This window comes from Bacillus inaquosorum, assembly GCF_023238325.1.
Classification (GTDB): Bacteria; Bacillota; Bacilli; order Bacillales; family Bacillaceae; genus Bacillus; species Bacillus inaquosorum.
The window spans coordinates 3,797,617-3,821,071 of the sequence record NZ_CP096592.1 but is presented as its reverse complement, the minus strand read 5'-3'; the positions used below and the strand labels follow the sequence as shown (position 1 = coordinate 3,821,071).

28 protein-coding genes and 1 pseudogene are annotated in these 23,455 nt (G+C 45.0%); 26 read left to right on the top strand and 3 right to left on the bottom strand.

Annotated elements, in window-relative coordinates; genetic code table 11:
- Positions 1-54 precede the first annotated feature (54 nt).
- The 11 genes and pseudogenes from spo0F (at position 55) to M1M80_RS19335 (ending at position 10,599) form a co-directional block, all read left to right on the top strand.
- Complete coding sequence (spo0F, locus tag M1M80_RS19385) at positions 55-429, top strand: sporulation initiation phosphotransferase Spo0F (RefSeq protein WP_003227621.1); 375 nt, start codon at positions 55-57, stop codon at positions 427-429.
- 179 nt (positions 430-608) lie between these two features.
- The gene (locus M1M80_RS19380; RefSeq protein ID WP_003235826.1) at positions 609-1,466 is read left to right on the top strand and encodes a class II fructose-bisphosphate aldolase; all 858 of its coding nucleotides are present in this window, start codon (positions 609-611) and stop codon (positions 1,464-1,466) included.
- A 118-nt stretch (positions 1,467-1,584) separates the two neighbouring features.
- Positions 1,585-2,223, top strand: coding sequence for a fructose-6-phosphate aldolase (gene fsa / locus M1M80_RS19375; protein ID WP_003235823.1), 639 nt, complete (start codon positions 1,585-1,587; stop codon positions 2,221-2,223).
- 378 nt (positions 2,224-2,601) lie between these two features.
- Complete coding sequence (locus tag M1M80_RS19370; RefSeq protein WP_003235821.1) at positions 2,602-3,891, top strand: UDP-N-acetylglucosamine 1-carboxyvinyltransferase; 1,290 nt, start codon at positions 2,602-2,604, stop codon at positions 3,889-3,891.
- A 30-nt stretch (positions 3,892-3,921) separates the two neighbouring features.
- The gene (gene glpX / locus M1M80_RS19365) at positions 3,922-4,887 is read left to right on the top strand and encodes a class II fructose-bisphosphatase (RefSeq protein ID WP_003235818.1); all 966 of its coding nucleotides are present in this window, start codon (positions 3,922-3,924) and stop codon (positions 4,885-4,887) included.
- Positions 4,888-5,099: 212 nt separating this feature from the next.
- Positions 5,100-5,262 (top strand): annotated as a pseudogene (locus M1M80_RS19360) (hypothetical protein).
- A 30-nt stretch (positions 5,263-5,292) separates the two neighbouring features.
- The gene (gene rho / locus M1M80_RS19355; protein WP_003221939.1) at positions 5,293-6,576 is read left to right on the top strand and encodes a transcription termination factor Rho; all 1,284 of its coding nucleotides are present in this window, start codon (positions 5,293-5,295) and stop codon (positions 6,574-6,576) included.
- Between the two features lie 118 nt (positions 6,577-6,694).
- Positions 6,695-6,895: a 50S ribosomal protein L31 gene (rpmE, locus tag M1M80_RS19350; protein ID WP_003151132.1), complete on the top strand. Its 201-nt coding sequence runs from the start codon at positions 6,695-6,697 to the stop codon at positions 6,893-6,895.
- Between the two features lie 88 nt (positions 6,896-6,983).
- A complete protein-coding gene (locus M1M80_RS19345; protein ID WP_003235815.1) occupies positions 6,984-7,571 on the top strand; it encodes a thymidine kinase in 588 nt (195 codons plus the stop codon).
- A gap of 289 nt (positions 7,572-7,860) precedes the next feature.
- Complete coding sequence (gene malS, locus M1M80_RS19340) at positions 7,861-9,558, top strand: oxaloacetate-decarboxylating malate dehydrogenase (protein ID WP_003235813.1); 1,698 nt, start codon at positions 7,861-7,863, stop codon at positions 9,556-9,558.
- An 81-nt stretch (positions 9,559-9,639) separates the two neighbouring features.
- The gene (locus M1M80_RS19335) at positions 9,640-10,599 is read left to right on the top strand and encodes an AEC family transporter (RefSeq protein WP_019259740.1); all 960 of its coding nucleotides are present in this window, start codon (positions 9,640-9,642) and stop codon (positions 10,597-10,599) included.
- A 35-nt stretch (positions 10,600-10,634) separates the two neighbouring features.
- Here the strand turns inward: M1M80_RS19335 and racA are convergent, their stop codons facing one another.
- Together racA and gloA2 are read right to left on the bottom strand one after the other, a co-directional pair.
- A complete protein-coding gene (gene racA / locus M1M80_RS19330; protein ID WP_060399717.1) occupies positions 10,635-11,189 on the bottom strand; it encodes a chromosome-anchoring protein RacA in 555 nt (184 codons plus the stop codon).
- 121 nt (positions 11,190-11,310) lie between these two features.
- Positions 11,311-11,697, bottom strand: coding sequence for an SMU1112c/YaeR family gloxylase I-like metalloprotein (gloA2, locus tag M1M80_RS19325; RefSeq protein WP_080429066.1), 387 nt, complete (start codon positions 11,695-11,697; stop codon positions 11,311-11,313).
- 125 nt (positions 11,698-11,822) lie between these two features.
- Here gloA2 and prfA point away from each other — a divergent pair, with 125 nt between their 5' ends.
- The 3 genes from prfA (at position 11,823) to M1M80_RS19310 (ending at position 14,110) form a co-directional block, all read left to right on the top strand.
- Positions 11,823-12,893, top strand: coding sequence for a peptide chain release factor 1 (gene prfA / locus M1M80_RS19320; protein WP_003235802.1), 1,071 nt, complete (start codon positions 11,823-11,825; stop codon positions 12,891-12,893).
- A gap of 1 nt (position 12,894) precedes the next feature.
- Positions 12,895-13,761, top strand: coding sequence for a peptide chain release factor N(5)-glutamine methyltransferase (prmC, locus tag M1M80_RS19315; RefSeq protein WP_060399716.1), 867 nt, complete (start codon positions 12,895-12,897; stop codon positions 13,759-13,761).
- Between the two features lie 61 nt (positions 13,762-13,822).
- Positions 13,823-14,110: a DUF5316 family protein gene (locus tag M1M80_RS19310; RefSeq protein ID WP_060399715.1), complete on the top strand. Its 288-nt coding sequence runs from the start codon at positions 13,823-13,825 to the stop codon at positions 14,108-14,110.
- Positions 14,111-14,126: 16 nt separating this feature from the next.
- Here M1M80_RS19310 and M1M80_RS19305 read toward each other — a convergent pair whose 3' ends face one another.
- A complete protein-coding gene (locus tag M1M80_RS19305) occupies positions 14,127-14,489 on the bottom strand; it encodes a UPF0715 family protein (protein WP_060399714.1) in 363 nt (120 codons plus the stop codon).
- A 141-nt stretch (positions 14,490-14,630) separates the two neighbouring features.
- On the opposite strand from M1M80_RS19305, the gene spoIIR reads away from it, so the two are divergent.
- The 12 genes from spoIIR to atpE all read left to right on the top strand — a co-directional run bounded on the left by spoIIR (position 14,631) and on the right by atpE (position 23,360).
- Positions 14,631-15,305: a stage II sporulation protein R gene (spoIIR, locus tag M1M80_RS19300; RefSeq protein WP_060399713.1), complete on the top strand. Its 675-nt coding sequence runs from the start codon at positions 14,631-14,633 to the stop codon at positions 15,303-15,305.
- Between the two features lie 66 nt (positions 15,306-15,371).
- A complete protein-coding gene (locus M1M80_RS19295; RefSeq protein ID WP_032731818.1) occupies positions 15,372-15,821 on the top strand; it encodes a GNAT family N-acetyltransferase in 450 nt (149 codons plus the stop codon).
- 150 nt (positions 15,822-15,971) lie between these two features.
- Positions 15,972-17,012 (top strand): L-threonylcarbamoyladenylate synthase, encoded by a 1,041-nt coding sequence (locus tag M1M80_RS19290; RefSeq protein ID WP_060399712.1) that lies wholly within the window; start codon positions 15,972-15,974, stop codon positions 17,010-17,012.
- Positions 17,013-17,090: 78 nt separating this feature from the next.
- A complete protein-coding gene (locus tag M1M80_RS19285; protein WP_003235788.1) occupies positions 17,091-17,648 on the top strand; it encodes a manganese efflux pump MntP in 558 nt (185 codons plus the stop codon).
- A 75-nt stretch (positions 17,649-17,723) separates the two neighbouring features.
- Positions 17,724-18,176 (top strand): low molecular weight protein arginine phosphatase, encoded by a 453-nt coding sequence (locus M1M80_RS19280; protein WP_060399711.1) that lies wholly within the window; start codon positions 17,724-17,726, stop codon positions 18,174-18,176.
- A 157-nt stretch (positions 18,177-18,333) separates the two neighbouring features.
- Entirely contained in the window at positions 18,334-18,783 is a 450-nt protein-coding gene (gene rpiB, locus M1M80_RS19275; RefSeq protein WP_029316922.1) for a ribose 5-phosphate isomerase B, read from the top strand.
- 12 nt (positions 18,784-18,795) lie between these two features.
- Positions 18,796-19,338: a TIGR01440 family protein gene (locus M1M80_RS19270; protein WP_060399710.1), complete on the top strand. Its 543-nt coding sequence runs from the start codon at positions 18,796-18,798 to the stop codon at positions 19,336-19,338.
- Positions 19,339-19,545: 207 nt separating this feature from the next.
- Positions 19,546-20,793, top strand: coding sequence for a serine hydroxymethyltransferase (gene glyA, locus M1M80_RS19265; RefSeq protein ID WP_003235780.1), 1,248 nt, complete (start codon positions 19,546-19,548; stop codon positions 20,791-20,793).
- A 134-nt stretch (positions 20,794-20,927) separates the two neighbouring features.
- Positions 20,928-21,557 (top strand): uracil phosphoribosyltransferase, encoded by a 630-nt coding sequence (gene upp, locus M1M80_RS19260; RefSeq protein WP_003235778.1) that lies wholly within the window; start codon positions 20,928-20,930, stop codon positions 21,555-21,557.
- Positions 21,558-21,976: 419 nt separating this feature from the next.
- The gene (atpI, locus tag M1M80_RS19255; RefSeq protein ID WP_003221899.1) at positions 21,977-22,360 is read left to right on the top strand and encodes an ATP synthase subunit I; all 384 of its coding nucleotides are present in this window, start codon (positions 21,977-21,979) and stop codon (positions 22,358-22,360) included.
- Positions 22,361-22,367: 7 nt separating this feature from the next.
- Positions 22,368-23,102 (top strand): F0F1 ATP synthase subunit A, encoded by a 735-nt coding sequence (atpB, locus tag M1M80_RS19250; RefSeq protein WP_003235776.1) that lies wholly within the window; start codon positions 22,368-22,370, stop codon positions 23,100-23,102.
- A gap of 45 nt (positions 23,103-23,147) precedes the next feature.
- Positions 23,148-23,360: a F0F1 ATP synthase subunit C gene (atpE, locus tag M1M80_RS19245; RefSeq protein ID WP_003151167.1), complete on the top strand. Its 213-nt coding sequence runs from the start codon at positions 23,148-23,150 to the stop codon at positions 23,358-23,360.
- The last annotated feature ends 95 nt before the right edge of the window (positions 23,361-23,455 follow it).

Below are 23,455 nucleotides of genomic sequence, written 5' to 3'. Positions count from 1 at the left end.
GAATACATACACTACTGCTTACTTTTGACGAAAATCATAATATTGGGGTGTAAAATGATGAATGAAAAAATTTTAATCGTTGATGATCAATACGGCATACGTATTTTGCTTAACGAAGTATTCAATAAAGAAGGCTACCAGACGTTTCAGGCTGCAAACGGCCTGCAGGCGCTTGACATCGTGACAAAAGAACGGCCCGACCTTGTGCTTCTGGACATGAAAATTCCCGGCATGGACGGTATCGAAATCTTAAAACGGATGAAGGTCATTGATGAAAACATCCGGGTGATCATCATGACGGCATACGGAGAGCTCGACATGATCCAGGAATCAAAGGAACTGGGCGCTTTGACGCACTTTGCGAAGCCGTTTGACATCGACGAAATCAGAGATGCCGTGAAAAAATATCTGCCCCTGAAGTCTAATTGACAAAAAGAAGAAACAAATGAATCATGTCATTGTGTTGCCGATTTGTCGAAAAGTTGGTATTCTAGTTATGGAGAAAAAGCGATCTGGTATTTACATATGACAGCAATAGATGGGTCATGCTAGGGTGGAAAGCTTTTTTCGCTAGAAGACAATCAGGCTACATAAGGAGGACATTCGACATGCCTTTAGTTTCTATGACGGAAATGTTGAATACAGCTAAAGAAAAAGGTTATGCTGTAGGACAATTTAACTTAAACAACCTTGAGTTTACTCAAGCGATTTTACAAGCAGCTGAAGAAGAAAAATCTCCAGTGATCCTTGGTGTTTCCGAAGGTGCGGGACGCTACATGGGCGGCTTCAAAACAGTCGTAGCTATGGTAAAAGCACTTATGGAAGAGTACAAAGTGACAGTTCCTGTTGCGATTCACTTAGACCACGGTTCAAGCTTTGAATCTTGTGCGAAAGCGATTCATGCAGGTTTCACATCTGTAATGATCGACGCTTCTCACCATCCATTTGAAGAAAACGTAGCAACAACTTCTAAAGTTGTTGAGCTTGCTCATTTCCACGGAGTATCTGTAGAAGCTGAGCTTGGAACAGTAGGCGGACAAGAAGATGACGTTATCGCTGAAGGCGTAATCTACGCTGATCCTAAAGAGTGCCAAGAGCTTGTTGAGCGCACTGGCATTGACTGCCTTGCACCTGCATTAGGTTCTGTTCACGGCCCTTACAAAGGTGAGCCAAACCTTGGCTTCAAAGAAATGGAAGAGATCGGGAAATCAACTGGTCTTCCGCTAGTTCTTCACGGCGGTACTGGAATTCCGACTGCTGACATCAAAAAATCAATTTCACTTGGTACAGCTAAAATCAACGTGAATACTGAAAACCAAATTTCTTCTGCAAAAGCTGTTCGCGAAACATTGGCAGCTAAGCCTGACGAGTACGATCCACGTAAATATCTTGGACCAGCTCGTGAAGCGATCAAAGAAACAGTTATCGGTAAAATGCGTGAATTTGGTTCTTCAAACCAAGCTTAATTCAATTGGAACGTTTATAGCCGCCTGACAGCTTGACAGGCGGTTTTCCGTCTATCTTTAGAAAGCGCAATCATATTCACAGTTCAGAAAATTTCTTACTCAGGGAGGCTTTTTGAAAATGTTATTTTTTGTTGATACAGCTAATATCGATGAAATTAGAGAAGCGAATGAATTAGGAATTCTCGCCGGTGTAACGACGAATCCTAGTTTAGTAGCAAAAGAAGCTAACGTATCATTCCACGACCGTCTTCGCGAGATCACAGACGTCGTGAAAGGCTCTGTAAGTGCAGAGGTTATTTCTTTGAAAGCTGAGGAAATGATCGAGGAAGGAAAAGAACTGGCGAAAATCGCACCGAACATTACGGTGAAAATCCCGATGACGTCTGACGGTTTAAAAGCGGTAAGAGCACTTACTGACTTAGGCATCAAAACAAACGTCACATTGATCTTCAATGCAAACCAGGCGCTTCTTGCTGCCAGAGCAGGGGCAACGTATGTATCACCATTCCTGGGACGTTTAGATGACATCGGCCACAACGGACTTGACCTGATTTCAGACGTCAAGCAGATTTTTGACATTCACGGTCTTGAAACACAAATCATTGCGGCGTCAATCCGCCATCCGCAGCACGTGACAGAAGCCGCTTTAAGAGGGGCTCATATCGGCACAATGCCGCTGAAAGTCATTCATGCGCTCACTAAGCACCCGTTAACAGACAAAGGAATCGAACAATTCCTGGCAGACTGGAATAAATAATGCAAAGGACGGCAAACAGCTTTATGCCTGTTTGCCGCGGCCTTTGTTTTTCACCGTACTGATACAGCGGACCTTCAGATGCAAACGCCGCTTTACAGAGAAGGAATCATTGGGCTGCAGAAGCTGATATCGGAATGAAGGGTTTGCGTACTGCTTTTGCCGGATGACGACGATGTCTCTTGAGCCGGCGGGTCTCTGTGCAATTTTCGAAACCTGTGCCCCGCAAAGCTTCGCTATTTTCTTCCTGATATTTTACAATGTGTTGTATTCTTTCTCTTCGAATTGGCTAGATTTTGGACATGAGCTTTATTTGCAGAGACAGAATAAAATGACATTTTATTTAGCTCCGCAGCTATCTTCTTATGGAAGGAGACTATCATGGAAAAGTTGAATATTGCCGGCGGTGACTCGTTAAACGGTACAGTACATATCAGCGGCGCTAAAAACAGTGCTGTTGCATTAATACCTGCAACCATTTTGGCAAATTCCGAGGTGACAATTGAAGGGCTTCCAGAGATTTCAGATATTGAAACGCTGCGTGACCTGTTAAAGGAAATCGGCGGCAACGTGCATTTTGAGAATGGGGAAATGGTTGTTGACCCCACGTCGATGATCAGCATGCCGCTTCCTAACGGAAAAGTAAAAAAGCTTCGCGCGTCGTATTATTTAATGGGGGCGATGCTCGGCCGCTTCAAGCAGGCCGTCATCGGATTGCCCGGCGGTTGCCACTTGGGCCCCCGCCCGATTGACCAGCATATTAAAGGCTTTGAAGCACTTGGAGCTGAAGTAACCAATGAACAAGGCGCCATTTATTTGCGTGCTGAAAGGCTGAGAGGCGCACGCATTTATCTAGATGTCGTAAGTGTGGGGGCAACCATTAACATTATGCTTGCCGCTGTTTTGGCAGAAGGAAAAACGATCATCGAAAACGCTGCCAAGGAGCCTGAGATCATTGATGTCGCGACACTGCTTACAAGCATGGGCGCCAAAATCAAAGGTGCGGGAACCAATGTGATCCGAATCGATGGCGTGAAGGAACTGCACGGCTGCAAGCATACGATCATTCCGGACAGAATTGAGGCCGGGACATTTATGATTGCAGGGGCTGCAATGGGCAAGGAAGTCATTATCGATAATGTGATTCCCACTCATCTTGAGTCGTTAACGGCAAAGCTGAGAGAAATGGGCTATCATATCGAAACAAGCGACGACCAGCTTCTCATTGTCGGCGGGCAGAAGCACTTAAAGCCGGTTGATGTCAAAACCCTTGTATACCCGGGCTTTCCGACTGATTTGCAGCAGCCGATGACAGCACTCCTGACAAGGGCAAAAGGGACAAGCGTCGTCACGGACACCATTTACTCGGCAAGATTCAAGCACATTGATGAGCTGAGACGGATGGGTGCCAATATGAAAGTAGAAGGCAGATCTGCCATCATCACAGGTCCTGTCGAGCTTCAAGGCGCAAAAGTGAAGGCGAGTGATCTGCGTGCCGGAGCCTGTCTGGTCGTAGCCGGCCTGATGGCTGACGGCGTCACGGAAATTACGGGCTTGGAGCATATTGACCGCGGATACAGCACCCTTGAGAAGAAGCTCGAGGGGCTAGGAGCAACAATCTGGCGTGAAAGAATGACTGACGAAGAAATAGAACAGCTTCAAAATTCATAATGGTTTCTTGTGAGAGGAGATCGTGTTGAAATGGAAAGAAGTTTATCAATGGAATTGGTACGTGTGACTGAAGCTGCGGCATTGGCATCTGCAAGATGGATGGGCCGGGGGAAAAAAGATGAGGCTGATGAAGCGGCAACAAGCGCAATGAGAGACGTTTTTGATACAGTTCCGATGAAAGGAACCGTTGTGATCGGTGAAGGAGAAATGGACGAGGCGCCGATGCTGTATATCGGGGAAAAACTCGGAAACGGGTACGGCCCGCGCGTCGATGTTGCAGTTGACCCTCTTGAAGGCACAAACATCCTAGCAAGCGGCGGCTGGAACGCGCTGACGGTTATCGCGGTCGCAGACCACGGCACGCTTCTGAACGCTCCTGACATGTATATGCAAAAAATCGCAGTCGGTCCGGAAGCGGTGGGCTGTATTGATATTGAAGCACCTGTCATTGATAACCTTAAAGCGGTGGCAAAGGCGAAAAATAAGGACGTTGAGGACGTCGTTGCCACAATCTTAAACCGTGAAAGACACGCAAAAATTATTTCCGAGCTTCGTGAGGCCGGCGCCAGAATCAAATTGATCAATGATGGCGATGTCGCAGGCGCCATCAACACAGCTTTCGACCACACGGGCGTTGACATCCTGTTCGGATCAGGCGGAGCTCCTGAGGGTGTGCTTTCTGCTGTTGCGTTAAAAGCGCTGGGCGGAGAAATTATCGGTAAACTTCTTCCGCAAAGCGATGAAGAAATCACACGCTGCCACAAAATGGGCCTTGATTTAAGCAAAGTCCTCCGTATGGAAGACCTTGTGAAGGGTGATGACGCGATTTTTGCAGCTACCGGGGTAACTGACGGCGAGCTGTTAAAAGGCGTTCAATTCAAAGGCTCTGTCGGCACAACTGAAAGCTTAGTTATCCGTGCAAAATCAGGCACAGTCCGTTTCGTTGACGGCAGACACAGCCTGAAAAAGAAACCAAATCTTGTAATCCGTCCATAAAAAAAGATAAAGCGGGTGTGAGCCCGCTTTTCTTTTGCAGAAAAGAGTCAACTCTATCAATTCCGTGTCAAAACCTTATTTCAGTTGAATAATTTTTTGAAATAAGGTAAAAATAAAGAGTGCTGCGATTTTTACTGCGTAATTCCTTCTTTTAAGCACTAGGAAAGTTTCAATTTCTACCGCATACAGACGATATAAGTATTGATCTTCTCATGTTTTTGTCCTCGCTTCCTTCAAAACTCATTAAGACAATCCTTTTAACAAAAGCGCCGATCATGGGTGGAAGTGTTACCGATAGAAGTTCCTTTATGTTAAAAAAAGAATGTGCTTTGGCGGATGTTGTGCAAAAGCAGCAGATTTACATGTGCAGAGTAAGATATTGACTATGAAAAGCGTGGTGTTTTTATGAAAGACGTATCTATTTCCTCTTTGGAAAATATGAAATTAAAAGAGCTTTATGAACTTGCAAGACATTATAAAATCTCCTACTACAGCAAACTGACAAAAAAAGAACTCATTTTCGCCATTCTGAAAGCGAATGCAGAACAGGAAGATCTGCTGTTTATGGAAGGCGTTCTTGAGATCATCCAGTCTGAAGGTTTCGGCTTCCTGAGACCGATCAACTACTCTCCAAGCTCAGAAGACATTTATATCTCAGCTTCACAAATCCGCCGTTTCGATTTGCGAAACGGAGACAAAGTTTCAGGCAAGGTTCGCCCGCCAAAAGAAAATGAGCGTTACTATGGACTTTTGCACGTTGAAGCAGTGAATGGAGATGATCCTGAATCAGCAAAAGAGCGTGTGCATTTCCCGGCGCTTACACCTCTTTATCCAGATCGTCAAATGGTGCTTGAAACAAAGCCGAACTTCTTGTCTACAAGAATTATGGACATGATGGCGCCGGTCGGATTTGGACAGCGCGGTTTGATTGTTGCGCCGCCAAAAGCCGGAAAAACGATGCTGCTGAAGGAAATTGCCAACAGCATTACAGCGAATCAGCCTGAAGCAGAGCTCATCGTGCTTTTGATCGACGAAAGACCGGAGGAAGTAACCGATATCGAGCGCTCTGTAGCTGGTGATGTCGTCAGCTCAACGTTTGATGAAGTGCCGGAAAACCATATCAAAGTGGCCGAGCTTGTGCTTGAGCGCGCAATGCGTCTCGTGGAACATAAAAAAGATGTCATCATCCTGATGGACAGCATCACACGCCTTGCCCGCGCCTACAACTTAGTGATTCCGCCGAGCGGAAGAACGCTTTCCGGAGGGATTGACCCAGCAGCGTTCCACCGTCCGAAACGCTTCTTCGGGGCAGCGAGAAATATCGAAGAGGGCGGCAGCTTAACCATCCTTGCTACGGCTCTTGTCGATACAGGGTCACGTATGGATGATGTCATTTATGAAGAATTCAAGGGAACAGGCAACATGGAGCTACACCTTGACCGCTCTCTGGCAGAGCGCCGCATCTTCCCGGCTATCGATATCCGCCGTTCAGGAACGCGCAAGGAAGAGCTGCTTGTGCCTAAAGAGCATCTTGATCGTTTATGGTCGATCCGCAAAACGATGTCTGATTCACCTGATTTCGCAGAAAAATTCATGAGAAAAATGAAAAAAACCAAAACAAACCAGGAATTTTTCGATATTCTCAATCAAGAATGGAAACAGGCAAATCTATCATCTGCTAGAAGATAAATTGTATTTGCAAAAGAAGTAAATCACTGATATAATTTTCTCATATGCGTTTCGGACAATGCTCCGAAATAATAACTCTGTTTCCACACGGGATTCAGGGCGGAAGGAGATGGATACAATGAAAGCAGGAATTCATCCTAATTTCAAAAAAGCAACAGTTAAATGCGCTTGCGGAAATGAATTTGAAACAGGCTCAGTAAAAGAAGAGGTACGCGTTGAGATTTGCTCTGAATGCCACCCATTCTACACTGGCCGTCAAAAATTCGCTTCTGCTGATGGTCGTGTTGATCGCTTTAACAAAAAATACGGTCTTAAGTAATAATAGATTTTTCAACAGGCAGGAAGCAGTCTTGCCTGTTTTTTATATTGTCTAAAACACAGCTGGCAGAGAGAGGGGAGCGGAGCCTATGTACATAATGAAACAAAGCGGGTGGCTTGAGCTGATTTGCGGCAGCATGTTCTCGGGGAAATCTGAAGAGCTGATCAGAAGAGTGAAGAGAGCGACTTACGCCAAGCAGGAAGTCAGGGTATTTAAGCCTGTGATTGATAATCGCTACAGCGAAGATGCTGTTGTCTCCCATAATGGAACATCCATGACGAGCTATGCCATTTCTTCTGCTGCGGACATTTGGGATCACATCAGTGAGAGTACGGATGTGATTGCGGTTGATGAAGTGCAGTTTTTTGACCAAGACATTGTTGAGGTATTATCATCTCTTGCCGATAAAGGCTACCGTGTGATTGCAGCGGGTCTTGATATGGATTTTAGAGGAGAGCCGTTCGGTGTCGTCCCGGATATTATGGCGATTGCGGAAAGTGTGACGAAGCTGCAAGCCGTCTGTTCCGTCTGCGGATCACCGGCGAGCAGAACACAGCGCCTGATTGACGGCAAACCTGCTTCTTACGATGATCCGGTCATAAAGGTGGGCGCATCCGAATCGTATGAAGCAAGATGCAGACATCATCACGAAGTCCCAGGAAAATCTAAAAATTAACCCAAAACATGGGTAAAAAGATAGAAAGCACCGTGTGAAAACACCGGTGTTTTTTTTATATTCTGATAACATCCAATTAAAAAATTTAATTAAGTGTATTAAAAAATTAAGTAATTTTCTTCTCTTGAATTTTGATTTTGACAGGCATAAAATAACTAACGTAATGTAAATAGTTTTGAGACATTGTTCGAATAATTGTCACAAAGTCGCATAAAGATCATGATCGGTCATATTTTAGATGGGTTATTACTTAACTTGGTTAACTATTTCAAGAAAGAAGGAGATTTGCTTGAATAACATAAAAAAAACGAAAGAAGGCCACTTAGAAACAACTCTTAGAGGGAAAGAAGTTTTATCTATTCCTACTTTAAATAAAGGCGTTGCTTTTTCAGTAGAAGAAAGACAAGAACTTGGCTTAGAAGGACTTCTACCGCCAACTGTACTTTCTCTTGATCAACAAGCACAACGCGCATACGAGCAATTCCAAGCGCAGCCTGACCGCCTTCGTCAAAATGTTTACTTAAGTGATCTTGCAAACCGTAACGAAGTTCTTTTCTATAAATTGCTGAAAAACCATCTTCGAGAAATGCTTCCTGTTGTGTACACACCAACAGTTGGTGAAGCGATTCAGGAATACAGCCATGAATATAGAAGACCTCAAGGTATCTACTTGTCAATCGACAACATTGACGGTATTGAAAAAGCGTTTGAAAACCTTCATGCGACTGCAGGAGATATTGATCTTATCGTTGCTACTGACTCTGAAAGTATTCTCGGTATCGGTGACTGGGGTGTAGGCGGTATTAACATCGCAATCGGTAAATTGGCTGTTTACACTGCTGCAGCTGGTATTGACCCTAGCCGTGTTATCCCGGTTGTGCTTGATGTCGGTACGAACAACGAAAAACTTCTGAATGATCCTTTATATATTGGTAACAAGCATGAGCGTGTTCAAGGCGAACGCTATGAAGCTTTCATTGACGCTTATGTAAAAGCGGCATTGAAATTCTTCCCTAAAGCGCTTCTTCACTGGGAAGACCTTGGTAACAAAAATGCACGTAATATCATGAAAAAATACAATCATGAAATTCTTACATTTAATGATGATATCCAAGGTACAGGAGCGATCACACTTGCTGGTGTGCTTGCGGCGATGAAGAAAACTGGCGCTTCTATTAAAGATCAGCGTGTTGTTGTCTTCGGTGCTGGTTCTGCTGGTATCGGTATTGCTGACCAAATCCGCGACACAATGGTGCTTGCTGGATTATCTGAAGAAGAAGCTAACAAACGCTTCTACACACTTGATTACAGAGGCTTGCTGACTGAAGAAATCGAAGGCATCCTTGATTTCCAAAAACCTTACCTACGCAGTGCGGATGAAGTAAAAGACTGGAAGCGCGATGAAAAAGGCCAAATTCCATTCGATGAAGTGGTTCGCCAAGCGAAACCAACGATCTTGATTGGTACTTCAGGGGTTTCAGGTGCGTTCACAGAGGAAATTGTAAAAGAAATGGCATCTCACGTAGACCGTCCGGTTATCATGCCGATGTCTAACCCGACTCACCTTGCTGAAGCAGTTCCTGAAGATCTGTTCAAATGGACTGACGGAAAAGTGCTTATTGCAACAGGAAGCCCATTTGACAATGTAGAATACAACGGTGTTTCTTATGAAATCGGACAATCTAACAACGCATTCGCGTTCCCTGGTCTTGGACTTGGTTCAATTGTAGCTGAAGCGCGTATCATTACGCCTGCGATGTTTGCTGCAACTGCTGATGCGATTGCTGAAATGGTTGACTTCGAAACACCTGGAGCAGGATTGCTTCCAAGCATCGATAAGCTTCAAGAAGTTTCTATTCAAGTTGCGATTGCCGTTGCTGAAGCAGCAATTAAAGAAGGCGTAGCAAATCGTCAGCCTGAAGATGTAAAACAAGCTGTCCTTGATGCAATGTGGACACCTGAATACAAAAAAGTCATCGCGAAATAATTAGCGAGTAAATTTTTTCGTCCGAGGGAAAGCTTTTTGTAAAGCTAAAGTATACGGACATAGGATTTGGAGGAGAATATTTTGAGCATCTTAGATATCTTAATCCTCCTGGCACCGATATTCTTTGTTATTGTGCTGGGGTGGTTTGCAGGACATTTTGGAAGTTATGATGCCAAGTCGGCAAAAGGGGTAAGTACGTTAGTAACGAAATACGCACTTCCAGCTCACTTTATCGCTGGTATTTTAACAACTTCCAGAAGTGAATTTTTATCACAAGTTCCATTGATGGTTTCTTTAATTATTGGGATTGTTGGTTTCTATATCATCATTCTTTTGGTTTGCAGATTTATCTTGAAGTATGATTTAACGAACTCATCTGTATTTTCTTTGAACTCTGCACAGCCAACATTCGCATTTATGGGTATTCCTGTATTGGGAAGCTTGTTCGGGGCGAATGAAGTTGCGATTCCGATCGCGGTTACAGGTATCGTGGTAAACGCGATCCTTGATCCTCTCGCGATCATTATCGCTACTGTCGGTGAGTCTTCTAAGAAAAACGAAAAGGGCGGCGACAGCTTCTGGAAGATGACAGGAAAATCAATCCTGCATGGCCTTTGTGAGCCGCTTGCAGCTGCTCCGTTAATCAGTATGATCTTAGTGTTGGTTTTCAACTTCACTCTTCCTGAGCTGGGTGTTAAAATGCTTGATCAGCTTGGAAGCACAACATCTGGTGTTGCTCTCTTTGCTGTAGGTGTTACTGTTGGTATCCGTAAAATCAAACTCAGTATGCCAGCTATCGGTATTGCGTTACTAAAAGTTGCGGTTCAGCCTGCGTTAATGTTCCTGATTGCTCTTGCAGTCGGACTTCCAGCTGACCAAATGACAAAAGCGATCCTTCTTGTGGCATTCCCTGGTTCTGCCGTTGCAGCCATGATTGCGACTCGTTTCGAGAAACAAGAAGAAGAAACTGCGACTGCGTTTGTGGTCAGTGCGATTCTGTCATTGATTTCACTACCGATTATTATTGCGCTTACTGCGTAATCAAAAAAGCTCCCCGTAAAGGGAGCTTTTTTACTTTAGGTTTGAAATTTGAAAAGTGACAAAAGCGGTTTTTTTCTTGTTTTTGTTTTTTCAGAAGAAGCAGCAGTCTCGGGGATCGGCTGGGCGGTGAATTCTTTTATTTGTGAGGTCAGTGATTGCAGGTCTGCAAGGATGTCATCAATTTCTCTGCGGTGCTGAAGCAGCTGATAAGATACACCCTCATCGGCTTTTTGTTTTAGCTGGCGTTCCAGTTCCCCGATCCTTACCAGCAGCTCGTTTTCGTCCTGCTTTTGCTGTAAAAGGGCGCCGAGCTTCTGTTCGAGCTGTTCGATTCTCCGTTCTGTGTCGCCATTTGTTTTTTGGACAAGGAAGCCTGTGCGCTTTTTAGTGCTTTGCGGCACATGAATATCCTGAATCGCCGTGCCTTCAGAAATTTGTTTTTGAACAGATTTTAGAACCTTTACATCTTCTGCCGTAAACGAATAGTGTCCAAGCTCATTGCGTTCGGCCGGAAGATTCAGCTGCTTCACCCACCGCTGCACCGTTTTTGCGGAGACGCCGAGTTCACTTGCTACCATATTTGTATTCATGATCCCATACCTCCTTTTTAGCTAGGTATTCGACCATAGAATGCGGTTCCCTTCCTATTAGACAAAACAAGAAAAGATTCGGCAAAGAAAGTGGGTATCTCCTTTTTTTCTTCAAAAACCGTTACTGTTCATACAGCTCTAAAGGAAGCTGGTCCGGATCAAAAAAGAAGGTGAAACGCTTGCCGGTCAGCGGATCTATTCTGATCGGCTCTGTTTCGATTCCTTTTTCATGAAGCTTCTGAACCGCCTTATCCAAGCTGCTGACTGTGAAGGCAAGGTGGCGCAGGCCTGCAGCTTCAGGCCGGGTTTGGCGCGCGGGCGGATCGGGAAACGAGAACAGCTCAATGACATACGTGCCGTTAAGCGACAAATCAAGCTTATAGGAGCCGCGCTCTTCGCGGTACGTTTCTTGAATGACTTGAAAACCAAGCTTATGTACGTAGAAAGCTTTCGACTTTTCATAATCTGAACATATGATTGCAATGTGATGTATGGATTTCAGCAACATCATCCCTCCTCGATTCCCAGTATAGCAGAGGAGGCTTTTCAAGCTGGGATTGAAATGCTTTTGACTGGGGTTAATCACTATACTATAATGAGAATGTTACGCACAGGAAAACAGAGGTGAAGACCGTGTTAGACCGTTTAAAGTCAATCGAAGAACGATACGAAAAATTAAATGAGCTTTTAAGCGATCCAGAAGTAGTCAACGATCCGAAAAAGCTAAGAGAATATTCAAAAGAGCAATCTGATATACAAGAAACAGTTGACGTATATAGACAATACAGAGATGCGTCAGAACAGCTGGCTGATGCAAAAGCGATGCTAGAAGAGAAGCTGGACGCTGAGATGCGCGACATGGTGAAGGAAGAGATTTCTGAACTTCAGAAGGAAACGGAAACACTGTCAGAACGCCTGAAAGTGCTCCTGATCCCGAAAGATCCTAATGACGACAAAAACGTTATCATGGAGATCCGCGGAGCTGCGGGAGGCGAGGAAGCCGCTTTATTCGCGGGCAGCCTGTACAGAATGTATTCCCGTTATGCCGAGCTTCAAGGTTGGAAAACAGAGGTCATGGAAGCGAGTGTAACCGGAACCGGCGGCTACAAAGAGATCATCTTTATGATTACGGGAAGCGGCGCATATTCTAAACTCAAATATGAAAACGGCGCCCACCGCGTACAGCGTGTTCCGGAAACAGAATCAGGCGGCCGTATCCATACATCAACTGCAACAGTAGCATGTCTTCCTGAGGCAGAAGAGGTAGAGGTTGACATTCATGAGAAGGATATCCGAGTCGATACGTTTGCATCAAGCGGACCGGGCGGACAAAGCGTTAACACAACAATGTCTGCCGTTCGTCTGACGCATTTGCCGACAGGTGTTGTTGTATCATGCCAGGATGAAAAATCTCAAATCAAGAACAAAGAAAAAGCAATGAAGGTTCTCCGTGCCAGAATCTATGATAAATTTCAGCAGGAAGCCCAAGCTGAATATGATCAAACACGGAAATCAGCAGTTGGATCAGGTGACCGCTCTGAGCGTATCCGCACATACAACTTCCCGCAAAACCGTGTGACGGATCACAGAATCGGCCTGACGATTCAAAAGCTTGATCAGATTCTTGAAGGAAAACTTGACGAAGTGGTTGAAGCGCTGATTGTTGAAGATCAGGCAAGCAAGCTTCAGCAGTCGGAAGGTTAAGATGAAGACGATATTTGAAGCCCTGAAATGGGCTTCTTCTTATTTAACCGAAGCGGGAAGAGAAGAAAATGCGGCTGAGCTTCTTTTGCTTTATGATACCGGAATGGACAGAAGCAAGCTGCTCGCCAGCTTACAGGAACCGATTGGCGAAGACGAACTGTATCGCTTTACGCGTCACGTTGAGATGCATAAAGAGGGCGTCCCGGTTCAGTACATTATCGGAAAAGAGTTTTTTTACGGACGGGAATTTATGGTGAATGATGACGTGCTGATCCCGCGGCCGGAAACAGAAGAGGTTGTCTATCATCTGCTTGAAAAATATCGGCATGTCTTTTCGGAAGACGGGCGGCTTGATGTCGTTGACGTCGGGACAGGAAGCGGCGCGATAGCCGTCACGCTTGCGCTTGAAAACAAAAACTTTTCTGTTTCGGCGGTTGATATTTCAAAAGAAGCGCTGCAAGTCGCCTCTGCCAATGCGGAAAAGCTCGGAGCGGATGTGCGCTTTTATCAGGGCGATTTGCTTGAGCCTTTTATTAAGGCAGGAAAAAAAGCGGATATTGTCGTCTCAAATCCTCCTTATATTTCAGAGGAAGAAATGGCTGATCTATCAGAGATTGTCCGTTTTCATGAGCCGCTGCACGCCCTCACTGATAGCGGAGACGGGCTGAAATTTTATAAGCGGTTTATGGATGACATCCCGCTTGTCATGAAGGAGAAAGTGTTTGTCGTTTTTGAAATCGGATGGAAACAGGGCGAAGCGGTCAAAGAGCTGATCCTCAAGGCGTTTAAACATGCAGAAGTGGAAGTGCTGAAAGATATTAACGGAAAAGACAGAACCATATGCGCTGTGATTCATAAAAATAAATAAGCAGCTTGCTGGCGAGTTGATGAATCAAGCTGTTTTAACACCAGCAAAGGGGATGTAAAGGATGAAAAAGGCCCTGACAGCAGGAATCTTGTTCATTGCGATTGAGAGCATGATTGGCACCATTTTTCCGCAGGCTCTTTCATATGAAGCGATTTTTGGCGTTGCGTCTCTCGTTTTGATTGGGCTCGCGATCATCACATCGGGTTTGGCTGTAAGCGGAAGTGATCAGCGGGCAAACTACCATTCAGAAACCAAAGAAGGCCGTACATCCCGCTTGAAAATGGCGGCTGCTTTCTTTGTCGCGGCGATACCTTCTATTCTATGTTATTTGCTGACGGTTTTGTTTTAATGAAAAAGGAAGCCTCTTAGGCTTCCTTTTTTTGGAGTAAAACAGAATCCCATATCCAATAGACAAGAGCTGTTAATACAGCGAAAAGATAGAAGGCCATATTTTGAAGCAGAGATTGTCCCGAAGGCTGCAGCACGCCAAAAATGATCGCGTTGGCAATAAAAGCTGCTACAAGGTAATACAGCAGATACAAAGGGCTGAACCGTTTCGGCTTTTTATTCATCATGAATTGAAGCGGCAGCGCGAATATCAAATAAGGAAATAGAAAATAAAATGCCATCGTTATGAGAGCGGCAATGATGAATGAATGGATATAAATAATTGAATAAAGAACCGACATCGTGAAGGCTGATAACAGCACTGTATAATTATATTTCATCTTTAAACCTCCTAAAACACTATCGTACCATAAATAAGATTAACAGCTTGCTAGATTTTTTTCACTCTGCACGTTTACCCCGGGCTCTCCTTGTCCATAATAGGGCTAGAAACAAAGCACGGAGAGGAACGGTGGGGACCGATGAAAAAAACAGTAATCATTTGTATATATATCTTTCTTTTATTATCCGGAGCACTTGTAGGGCTGGCAAAAGAAGAGACGGCACAGCAATCAGAAAATCAGCCGGTGGTCATACCGGATGAGGCGATTCGCCTGAGAATATTGGCAAACAGCGATAGTAATCAGGACCAGCAATTAAAGCGGCATATCAGAGACGCGGTCAATAAAGAAATCACAACCTGGGTAGAGGATATCACTTCTATAGAAGAAGCGCGGCGTGTGATTCGGTCAAAGCTGCCTGAAATCAAAGAAATTGCAAAGGAAACAATGGAGGAAGAAGGAGCAAACCAATCGATATCCGTTGATTTTGACAAAATCTCATTTCCGACAAAGCTTTACGGCAATATGGTATATCCCGCTGGCGAGTATGAAGCGATTCTGATTACGCTTGGAAACGGAGACGGCGCCAACTGGTGGTGTGTGCTGTTCCCGCCGCTCTGCTTTCTCGATTTTTCTAACGGGGAAGCCGTAAAAGAACAAGAAGATCAAGAAGCCTCAAAAAAGCAGACTGAAAAAGTGCTTGAGAACGTAACCGCTAAAGCGGAAAAAGCCAAAAAAGAAGAGAAGGAAGAGAATGAAGACGGCACAGAAGTGAAATTCTTCTTAGTCGAATGGATTTCCGACCTTTTTTCCTAATCACCTGGTCTAAAAATAGATTTGCCTCATAGATTGGAAGAAAGAATGCAAAAACGGGGTGAACGGATGTTTTATCAACTGCGGGTGGCAAGGGAAAAAGACGGAGATGTGCTCGAGGAATTTCTAAAACAGGCGAAAACCAATTATGAAGGCGTGAAAGAAGGCTTCACCCAGTTTCTTATGCTGGAGGACAGCGAGAAAAACATTGCGGGATGTCTCGGAATTGAAAAAATCAGCTGTGATCAAGGGCTGCTGCGATCACTTGTGATATCGGACAAGCTTCACCAAGGCCATATTGTGACGCTCTTTCAGAGCATGGAACTGCTGTGCGAAAAGCATCAGATCAAAACAGTATACTTAATAGCGAATCAGCATTCCTCTGCTGATTTCCTGACGGCCATGGGGTTTGAACGAGCTGAAAGTGTACCGGAAGAGCTGTTTTCTTCTGATCATTTCTGTGAATCGCGGCAAACAGAAGGGGCCGTCTTGATGAAAAAAGCGTCTGGATCAGTTTGATTTATACACATACTTATCCACTTCTTCATTAGCGTTGTCCACAATTTGTGGATAACGCTTGTTTTATTACAGGACATCTTTTATACTTTCAAAAGGATTACACGCGTAAAACTATCGTTTTATTGTTGTGAATAAGGAGTTTGGTCAGAAATGAAAACGAAAAGATGGTTTGTGGATGTAACTGATGAGTTATCCACAAATGATCCGCAAATTGCACAAGCAGCCGCTTTGCTCCGGGAAAATGAGGTTGTTGCGTTCCCGACAGAAACGGTATACGGCCTCGGCGCAAACGCGAAAAGCACAGATGCCGTCAAAAAAATATATGAAGCGAAAGGGCGGCCGAGCGATAATCCCCTGATTGTCCACATTGCGGACATTAGCCAGCTTGATGATTTAACGGGTCCAGCGCCGGAAAAAGCGAAAACATTGATAAAACGGTTTTGGCCGGGAGCACTCACGCTCATTCTACCTTGCAAACCTGGTGCACTCTCACCTCGTGTAACGGCAGGGCTTGAAACGGTTGCCATTCGAATGCCGGATCATCCGCTTGCTCTTGCGTTGATTCGCGAGTCGGGGTTGCCGATTGCAGCACCGAGCGCCAATCTATCAGGGAAGCCAAGTCCGACAAAGGCGGAACATGTGGCCTATGACTTGGATGGCCGCATAGCCGGAATTATGGACGGAGGCCCTACCGGGATTGGGGTCGAATCAACCGTACTTTCATGTGCTGGCGACATCCCTGTTCTCCTGCGCCCAGGCGGCATTACGAAAGAACAAATTGAAGCGGAGATCGGACCGATCCTTGTGGATAAAGGGCTCAGCGATCAAAATGAGAAGCCGATTTCCCCGGGGATGAAATACACACATTACGCGCCGACAGCGCCGCTAGCGATTTGCGAAGGTAGCCCGGAGCGCATTCAGCTTCTCATTCAAGAATATCAACAGGGCGGCAGACGGGTCGGTGTCCTGACGACAGAAGAAAACGCGGGCGTTTATTCCGCTGATTATGTGAAGAGCTGCGGCAGACGGGCTCAGCTTGAGACTGTTGCGGCAGGGCTGTATGATGCTTTACGCAGCTTTGATGAGAAGAAGGTGGATTTTATTATCGCAGAATCCTTTCCGGACACTGGCGTCGGACTCGCCATTATGAACAGGCTGATGAAAGCCGCCGGAGGAAGAGTGATTCGCTGAACACAGTCAGATGTTCTAACCCTTTTTGGACACGCATAGGCTAAAAAAGCGGGGCGTGTCCAAGGGGGTTATTTATGTATGTCGGATTTGTTCATAGGCGAACTGATTACATTAAGCATCATGGCGTTTGCTTTAGGGATGGATGCTTTTTCTGTCGGTCTCGGAATGGGCATGGTCAAACTCAGAAAAAAGCAGATATTCTATATTGGTTTTATCATCGGCCTCTTTCACGTTATCATGCCTCTCGGGGGGATGGCGGCCGGTAACATGCTGTCAGGGCTCCTCGGCGTGTTAGCGGTTTATATCGGGGGTTCGTTGCTTTTTGTTCTTGGGGTTCAAATGCTTATGGCTTCTTTTAAACAGTCAGAAGAACGACTTATGTCGCCGGCAGGGCCGGGCTTATTGCTGTTTGCCGTCGGCGTCAGCCTTGACAGCTTCTCCGTCGGTTTGAGCTTGGGGATATACGGCTCGCATCCGCTCCTCACAATTACCTTGTTTGGGCTGTTCAGCATGATTTTGACATGGCTGGGCCTGCTGATCGGAAAACAAGTGCAGTCATGGCTTGGCACATACAGCGAAGCGCTCGGGGGCATCATATTAATCGCATTCGGCCTAAAGCTGCTTTTGCCAATTTAATATACCAATAAAAGAAACGAAGTCGCCGTTTCTTTTTTCTTCATATATAATAGAGAAAAATAAGGGGTGACTGACATGAACATTATTTTTGTCTGTACTGGAAATACGTGCCGCAGCCCAATGGCTGAGGCGCTTTTTAAATCAATTGCAGAAGCGGAAGGGCTGAATGTCAGTGTCCGCTCGGCAGGCGTGTTTGCTTCGCCTAATGCGAGAGCGACGCCTCATGCAGTCGAAGCGCTGTTTGAAAAACACATTGCCCTTAATCATGTATCTTCTCCATTAACTGAAGAACATATGGAAGCGGCTGATTTGGTTCTGGCTATGACCCATCAGCACAAACAGATCATTGTCAGCCATTTTGGACGTTATCGTGATAAAGTATTTACGCTAAAAGAATACGTCACAGGCAGCTATGGGGATGTCATTGATCCGTTTGGTGGCTCAATTGACATCTATAAACAAACGAGAGATGAGCTTGAAGATCTTCTTCGGCAGCTGGCAAAACAGCTGAAAAAAGACAGCAGGTAAGTTGTCAGAAAATCTGCAAACAGGTCATTTGCAAATCCTGCGTGAAGGAGTAGAATATAGTGAAAAGCACATCATATGGTGTGAATCAAAGAGCGGACAGGCTGCGCGGTCAACAAAGCGGGCGGGCCGCATCACACACGCTGGGGAGGAAAAGCTGATGAAAGTAGCCATAGCATCGGATCATGGCGGCGTTCACATTCGAAATGAAATCAAAGAGTTAATGGACGAATTGCAAATTGAATATATTGATATGGGCTGTGACTGCGGCAGCGGATCTGTCGATTATCCGGATTATGCTTTTCCGGTGGCCGAAAAAGTGGTTAGCGGCGAAGTTGACAGAGGCATTTTAATTTGCGGGACAGGAATCGGCATGAGCATTTCCGCTAATAAAGTCAAAGGCATCCGCTGCGCGCTGGCGCATGATACATTCAGCGCAAAGGCGACGAGAGAGCATAATGACACAAACATCCTCGCGATGGGTGAACGGGTGATCGGCCCCGGTTTGGCGCGGGAAATCGCAGAAATCTGGCTGACTACTGAGTTTACCGGCGGAAGACATCAAAAGCGCATCGGGAAAATCTCAGATTATGAAGAGAAAAACCTGTAGGGGTGCTGTTCGATGAGTGAGATCAAACAAACGTGGAAGACGATGCTGTCTGAGTTTCAGGAACAAGCAGGATTGAAACAAGATCAGCTCTTTGTCCTTGGATGCAGCACGAGTGAAGTGGCCGGCAGCCGGATCGGAACATCGGGCAGCGAAGACATCGCGGAAAGCATCTACAGCGGACTTGCTGACCTTAAGAAAATAACGGGTATCCATCTGGCATTTCAATGCTGTGAGCATTTGAACAGAGCGCTTGTAGTTGAAGAGGAAACGGCTCAGCTGTTCAGGCTTCCGGCCGTTTCTGCTGTACCAGTTCCAAAAGCGGGCGGGGCGATGGCTGCTTATGCGTTTAAGCAGATGAAGTCTCCTGTTCTTGTCGAAACCATTCAGGCTGATGCCGGAATAGACATCGGCGATACGTTTATCGGCATGCATCTGAAGCCGGTAGCTGTCCCTGTGCGTGTTGCTCAAAACAGTCTCGGGGCAGCACATGTGACATTAGCGCGCACGCGGCCAAAACTGATCGGCGGAGTGCGGGCGGTTTATGGGTGCGAATGAAAGGACTGCGTGGCCAGTCTTTTCTTTTATTTTTAAGGCAGTAAAATAAATCCCGAACTTTAATTTAAATTTAAGTTATCAATATTCGTTTTTACCAATAAAAATTTTGATTTTTTAAAAATAATCTTTTACATCGGCCTAAAAAACCATGTACAATAGTGGTGGTAAAAACAAAGAACAGGATACGGATAGGAGAGGATCTCGCTGATGAAACATTTACCTGCGCAAGACGAACAAGTGTTTAACGCCATTAAAAATGAGCGTGAACGCCAACAGACTAAGATCGAATTGATTGCTTCTGAGAACTTTGTAAGTGAAGCGGTTATGGAAGCACAAGGATCTGTTTTGACAAATAAATATGCTGAAGGATATCCGGGCAAACGCTACTACGGCGGATGTGAGCACGTCGATGTTGTTGAAGATATCGCTCGTGACCGCGCGAAAGAGATCTTTGGAGCGGAGCATGTAAACGTTCAGCCGCATTCAGGCGCACAAGCAAACATGGCAGTGTACTTCACGATTTTGGAGCAAGGCGATACTGTACTTGGGATGAACCTCTCCCACGGCGGCCATTTAACACACGGAAGTCCAGTCAACTTCAGCGGTGTTCAATATAACTTTGTTGAGTATGGCGTAGATAAAGAAACTCAATATATTGATTACGATGACGTGCGTGAAAAAGCCCTTGCCCATAAGCCGAAGCTTATCGTAGCAGGAGCAAGTGCGTATCCTCGTACAATCGACTTTAAGAAATTCCGTGAAATTGCTGATGAAGTCGGCGCTTACTTCATGGTGGATATGGCGCATATCGCAGGACTTGTTGCGGCAGGCCTTCATCCAAACCCGGTTCCTTACGCTGATTTCGTTACAACAACAACACATAAAACACTTCGCGGACCTCGTGGCGGTATGATCCTTTGCCGTGAAGAGTTCGGCAAGAAAATTGATAAATCGATCTTCCCTGGAATTCAAGGCGGCCCGCTGATGCACGTTATTGCCGCAAAAGCTGTTTCATTCGGCGAAGTATTGCAGGACGATTTCAAAACATATGCACAAAACGTCATTTCAAATGCAAAACGCCTGGCTGAAGCGTTAACGAAAGAGGGCATCCAGCTCGTTTCAGGCGGAACTGACAACCACCTGATCCTTGTTGACCTTCGTTCTCTCGGACTGACAGGTAAGGTTGCAGAGCATGTGCTTGATGAAATCGGTATTACGTCTAACAAAAACGCAATTCCATACGATCCGGAAAAACCTTTCGTAACAAGCGGTATCCGTCTTGGTACAGCTGCTGTGACAAGCCGCGGTTTTGACGGAGATGCATTGGATGAAGTCGGTGCCATCATTGCGCTTGCATTGAAAAACCACGAAGATGAAGGAAAACTTGAAGAAGCAAGACAGCGCGTAGCTGCTCTGACTGGCAAGTTCCCTCTATATAAAGAATTAGATTACTAAGATTGAAAAACCCGCTCGGGCTTATGCCCGGCGGGTTTTTTGACGATGTCCTTGAAACTCAATGTCTTTTTTTGTAGAATCAATAGAAGTGTGAAATTGTCGATGGGACAATAAAAAAGGAGCTGAAACACTGTATGGGAAAGGTTTATGTATTTGATCATCCTTTAATTCAGCACAAGCTGACATATATTCGGAATGTAGAGACAGGCACGAAGGATTTTAGAGAGCTTGTAGACGAAGTAGCCACGCTTATGGCGTTTGAAATTACCCGTGATCTCCCTCTAGAGGAAGTGGATATCAACACACCGGTTCAGACTGCGAAATCGAAAGTCATCTCAGGGAAAAAACTCGGTGTTGTTCCTATTCTCAGAGCAGGTTTAGGAATGGTTGAAGGCATCTTAAAACTGATCCCTGCGGCAAAAGTGGGACATGTCGGTCTGTACCGTGATCCTGAAACCTTAAAACCCGTGGAATACTATGTGAAGCTTCCTTCTGATGTGGAAGAGCGTGAATTCATCGTGGTTGACCCGATGCTGGCTACAGGCGGTTCCGCAGTTGAAGCGATTAACAGCCTGAAAAAACGCGGTGCGAAAAACATCCGTTTCATGTGTCTCGTAGCTGCGCCTGAAGGTGTGGAAGAATTGCAGAAGCATCATTCAGACGTGGATATTTACATCGCGGCCCTTGATGAAAAATTAAATGAAAAAGGTTATATCGTTCCCGGTCTCGGAGATGCAGGAGACCGTATGTTTGGAACAAAATAAAAGGAAAACTCCCGAAAGGGGGTTTCTTTTTTTATCCAGTTATTTGCTATTCGGTGAATCTGTATACAATTATAGGTGAAAATGTGAACATTCTGTGGAGACGTAAAGTATAAAAAGTTTTTTAACTTTAAACAGATTGACACATGTTAGGGGCTATTGTATGCTAAACGAGGGTATTATGAGAAGGTTTTCATAGCTTTCATTATAGTCCTCATCCTCAATGTAAATCCTCTCAGCAAACCCGTATTATGAGGATTTATTTAAGCGAATGAAACAGCATCCCTGCAAGGCTTGCGGATGAATGATTTTTTCGAACAGGCCCGTTTTGCCGGACAAAAAAGGTCTTCTACTAGGGTTAACCGCTGATTTATGCCGTATCTAAGCTATACATTATTTTTTCATCAGGAGACAGATAATTGATGGACGATCCCAAGCTTACATTTAGCAGACAACGCAAATACTTATTGTTCATTTTGGCAGTGTATGTACTGGGTTATGGTTTAACAGCGTATAAAACCGTTTTTTTAGGCCTTATTCTGGGAACTGTTTTCAGTTTGTTTAATTTTTTACTGCTCGTCAGGAGAATGAACGCCTTTGACAGAGCCGTTGAGAAAGGAAAGTCCATACGATCTCTTGGGAGCGCAGCGCGGTGGTGCAATGCGATTCTTGCTGCGGCTGTCGCCTATAAAAATCCCGAGCATTTTCATATGGCAAGTACAGTTATTGGATTAATGACAATATACCCTGTCATTATGATAGATTCCTTTATCCAGCTTAAACGTTCATCAATGGAAGAGAGGTGAAAACCCTTTGAATCATGAATACAGAACTATTGAATTTCTAGGTCTTACTTTTAATCTGACAAACATTCTGATGATTACTGTGGCGAGTGTGATTGTTTTATTGATTGCTATATTAACGACAAGAACGCTTTCGATCCGTCCCGGAAAAGCCCAGAATTTTATGGAATGGGTTGTTGATTTCGTCCGCAATATTATCGGCAGTACAATGGATTTGAAAACAGGGGCTAACTTCTTGGCACTTGGTGTCACATTGCTGATGTACATATTTGTGTCGAATATGCTGGGGCTGCCGTTCTCTATTACAATCGGACATGAGCTCTGGTGGAAATCTCCGACAGCCGATCCTGCCATTACATTAACGCTAGCCGTGATGGTTGTTGCTTTATCCCATTACTATGGTGTGAAGATGAAAGGACTCAAGGAATATTCCAAAGACTATTTAAGACCTGTTCCATTCATGCTCCCGATGAAAATTATCGAAGAGTTTGCGAATACGCTGACTCTCGGGTTGCGGCTTTATGGTAACATCTTCGCCGGTGAGATTCTTCTCGGCCTGCTTGCGGGATTGGCGACAAGCCATTATTCACAAAGCGTGGCTCTCGGTCTTGTCGGTACACTCGGCGCCATTCTGCCGATGCTGGCATGGCAGGCATTCAGTTTATTTATAGGTGCCATCCAAGCGTTTATCTTTACAATGCTGACGATGGTGTACATGTCTCATAAAATCAGTCATGATCATTAAAACATTATATCCAAACGGATAACATTTTAAAGGAGGAACTTTTTCATGAATTTAATAGCAGCTGCGATTGCAATTGGTTTAGGCGCACTTGGTGCAGGTATTGGTAACGGTTTGATTGTTTCACGTACGGTAGAGGGGATTGCCCGTCAGCCGGAAGCAGGTAAAGAACTTAGAACTCTTATGTTCATGGGTATCGCATTAGTTGAAGCCCTTCCTATTATCGCTGTCGTTATCGCATTCTTAGCGTTCTTTGGCTAAGCATAAAAGCCTTATATGAACTAAAAATGGCGAAGATCATTCCAAGAGAACCTTCGCCATTGCTTTATGTCTGATAAGCATCCCGCCTTGCCGGC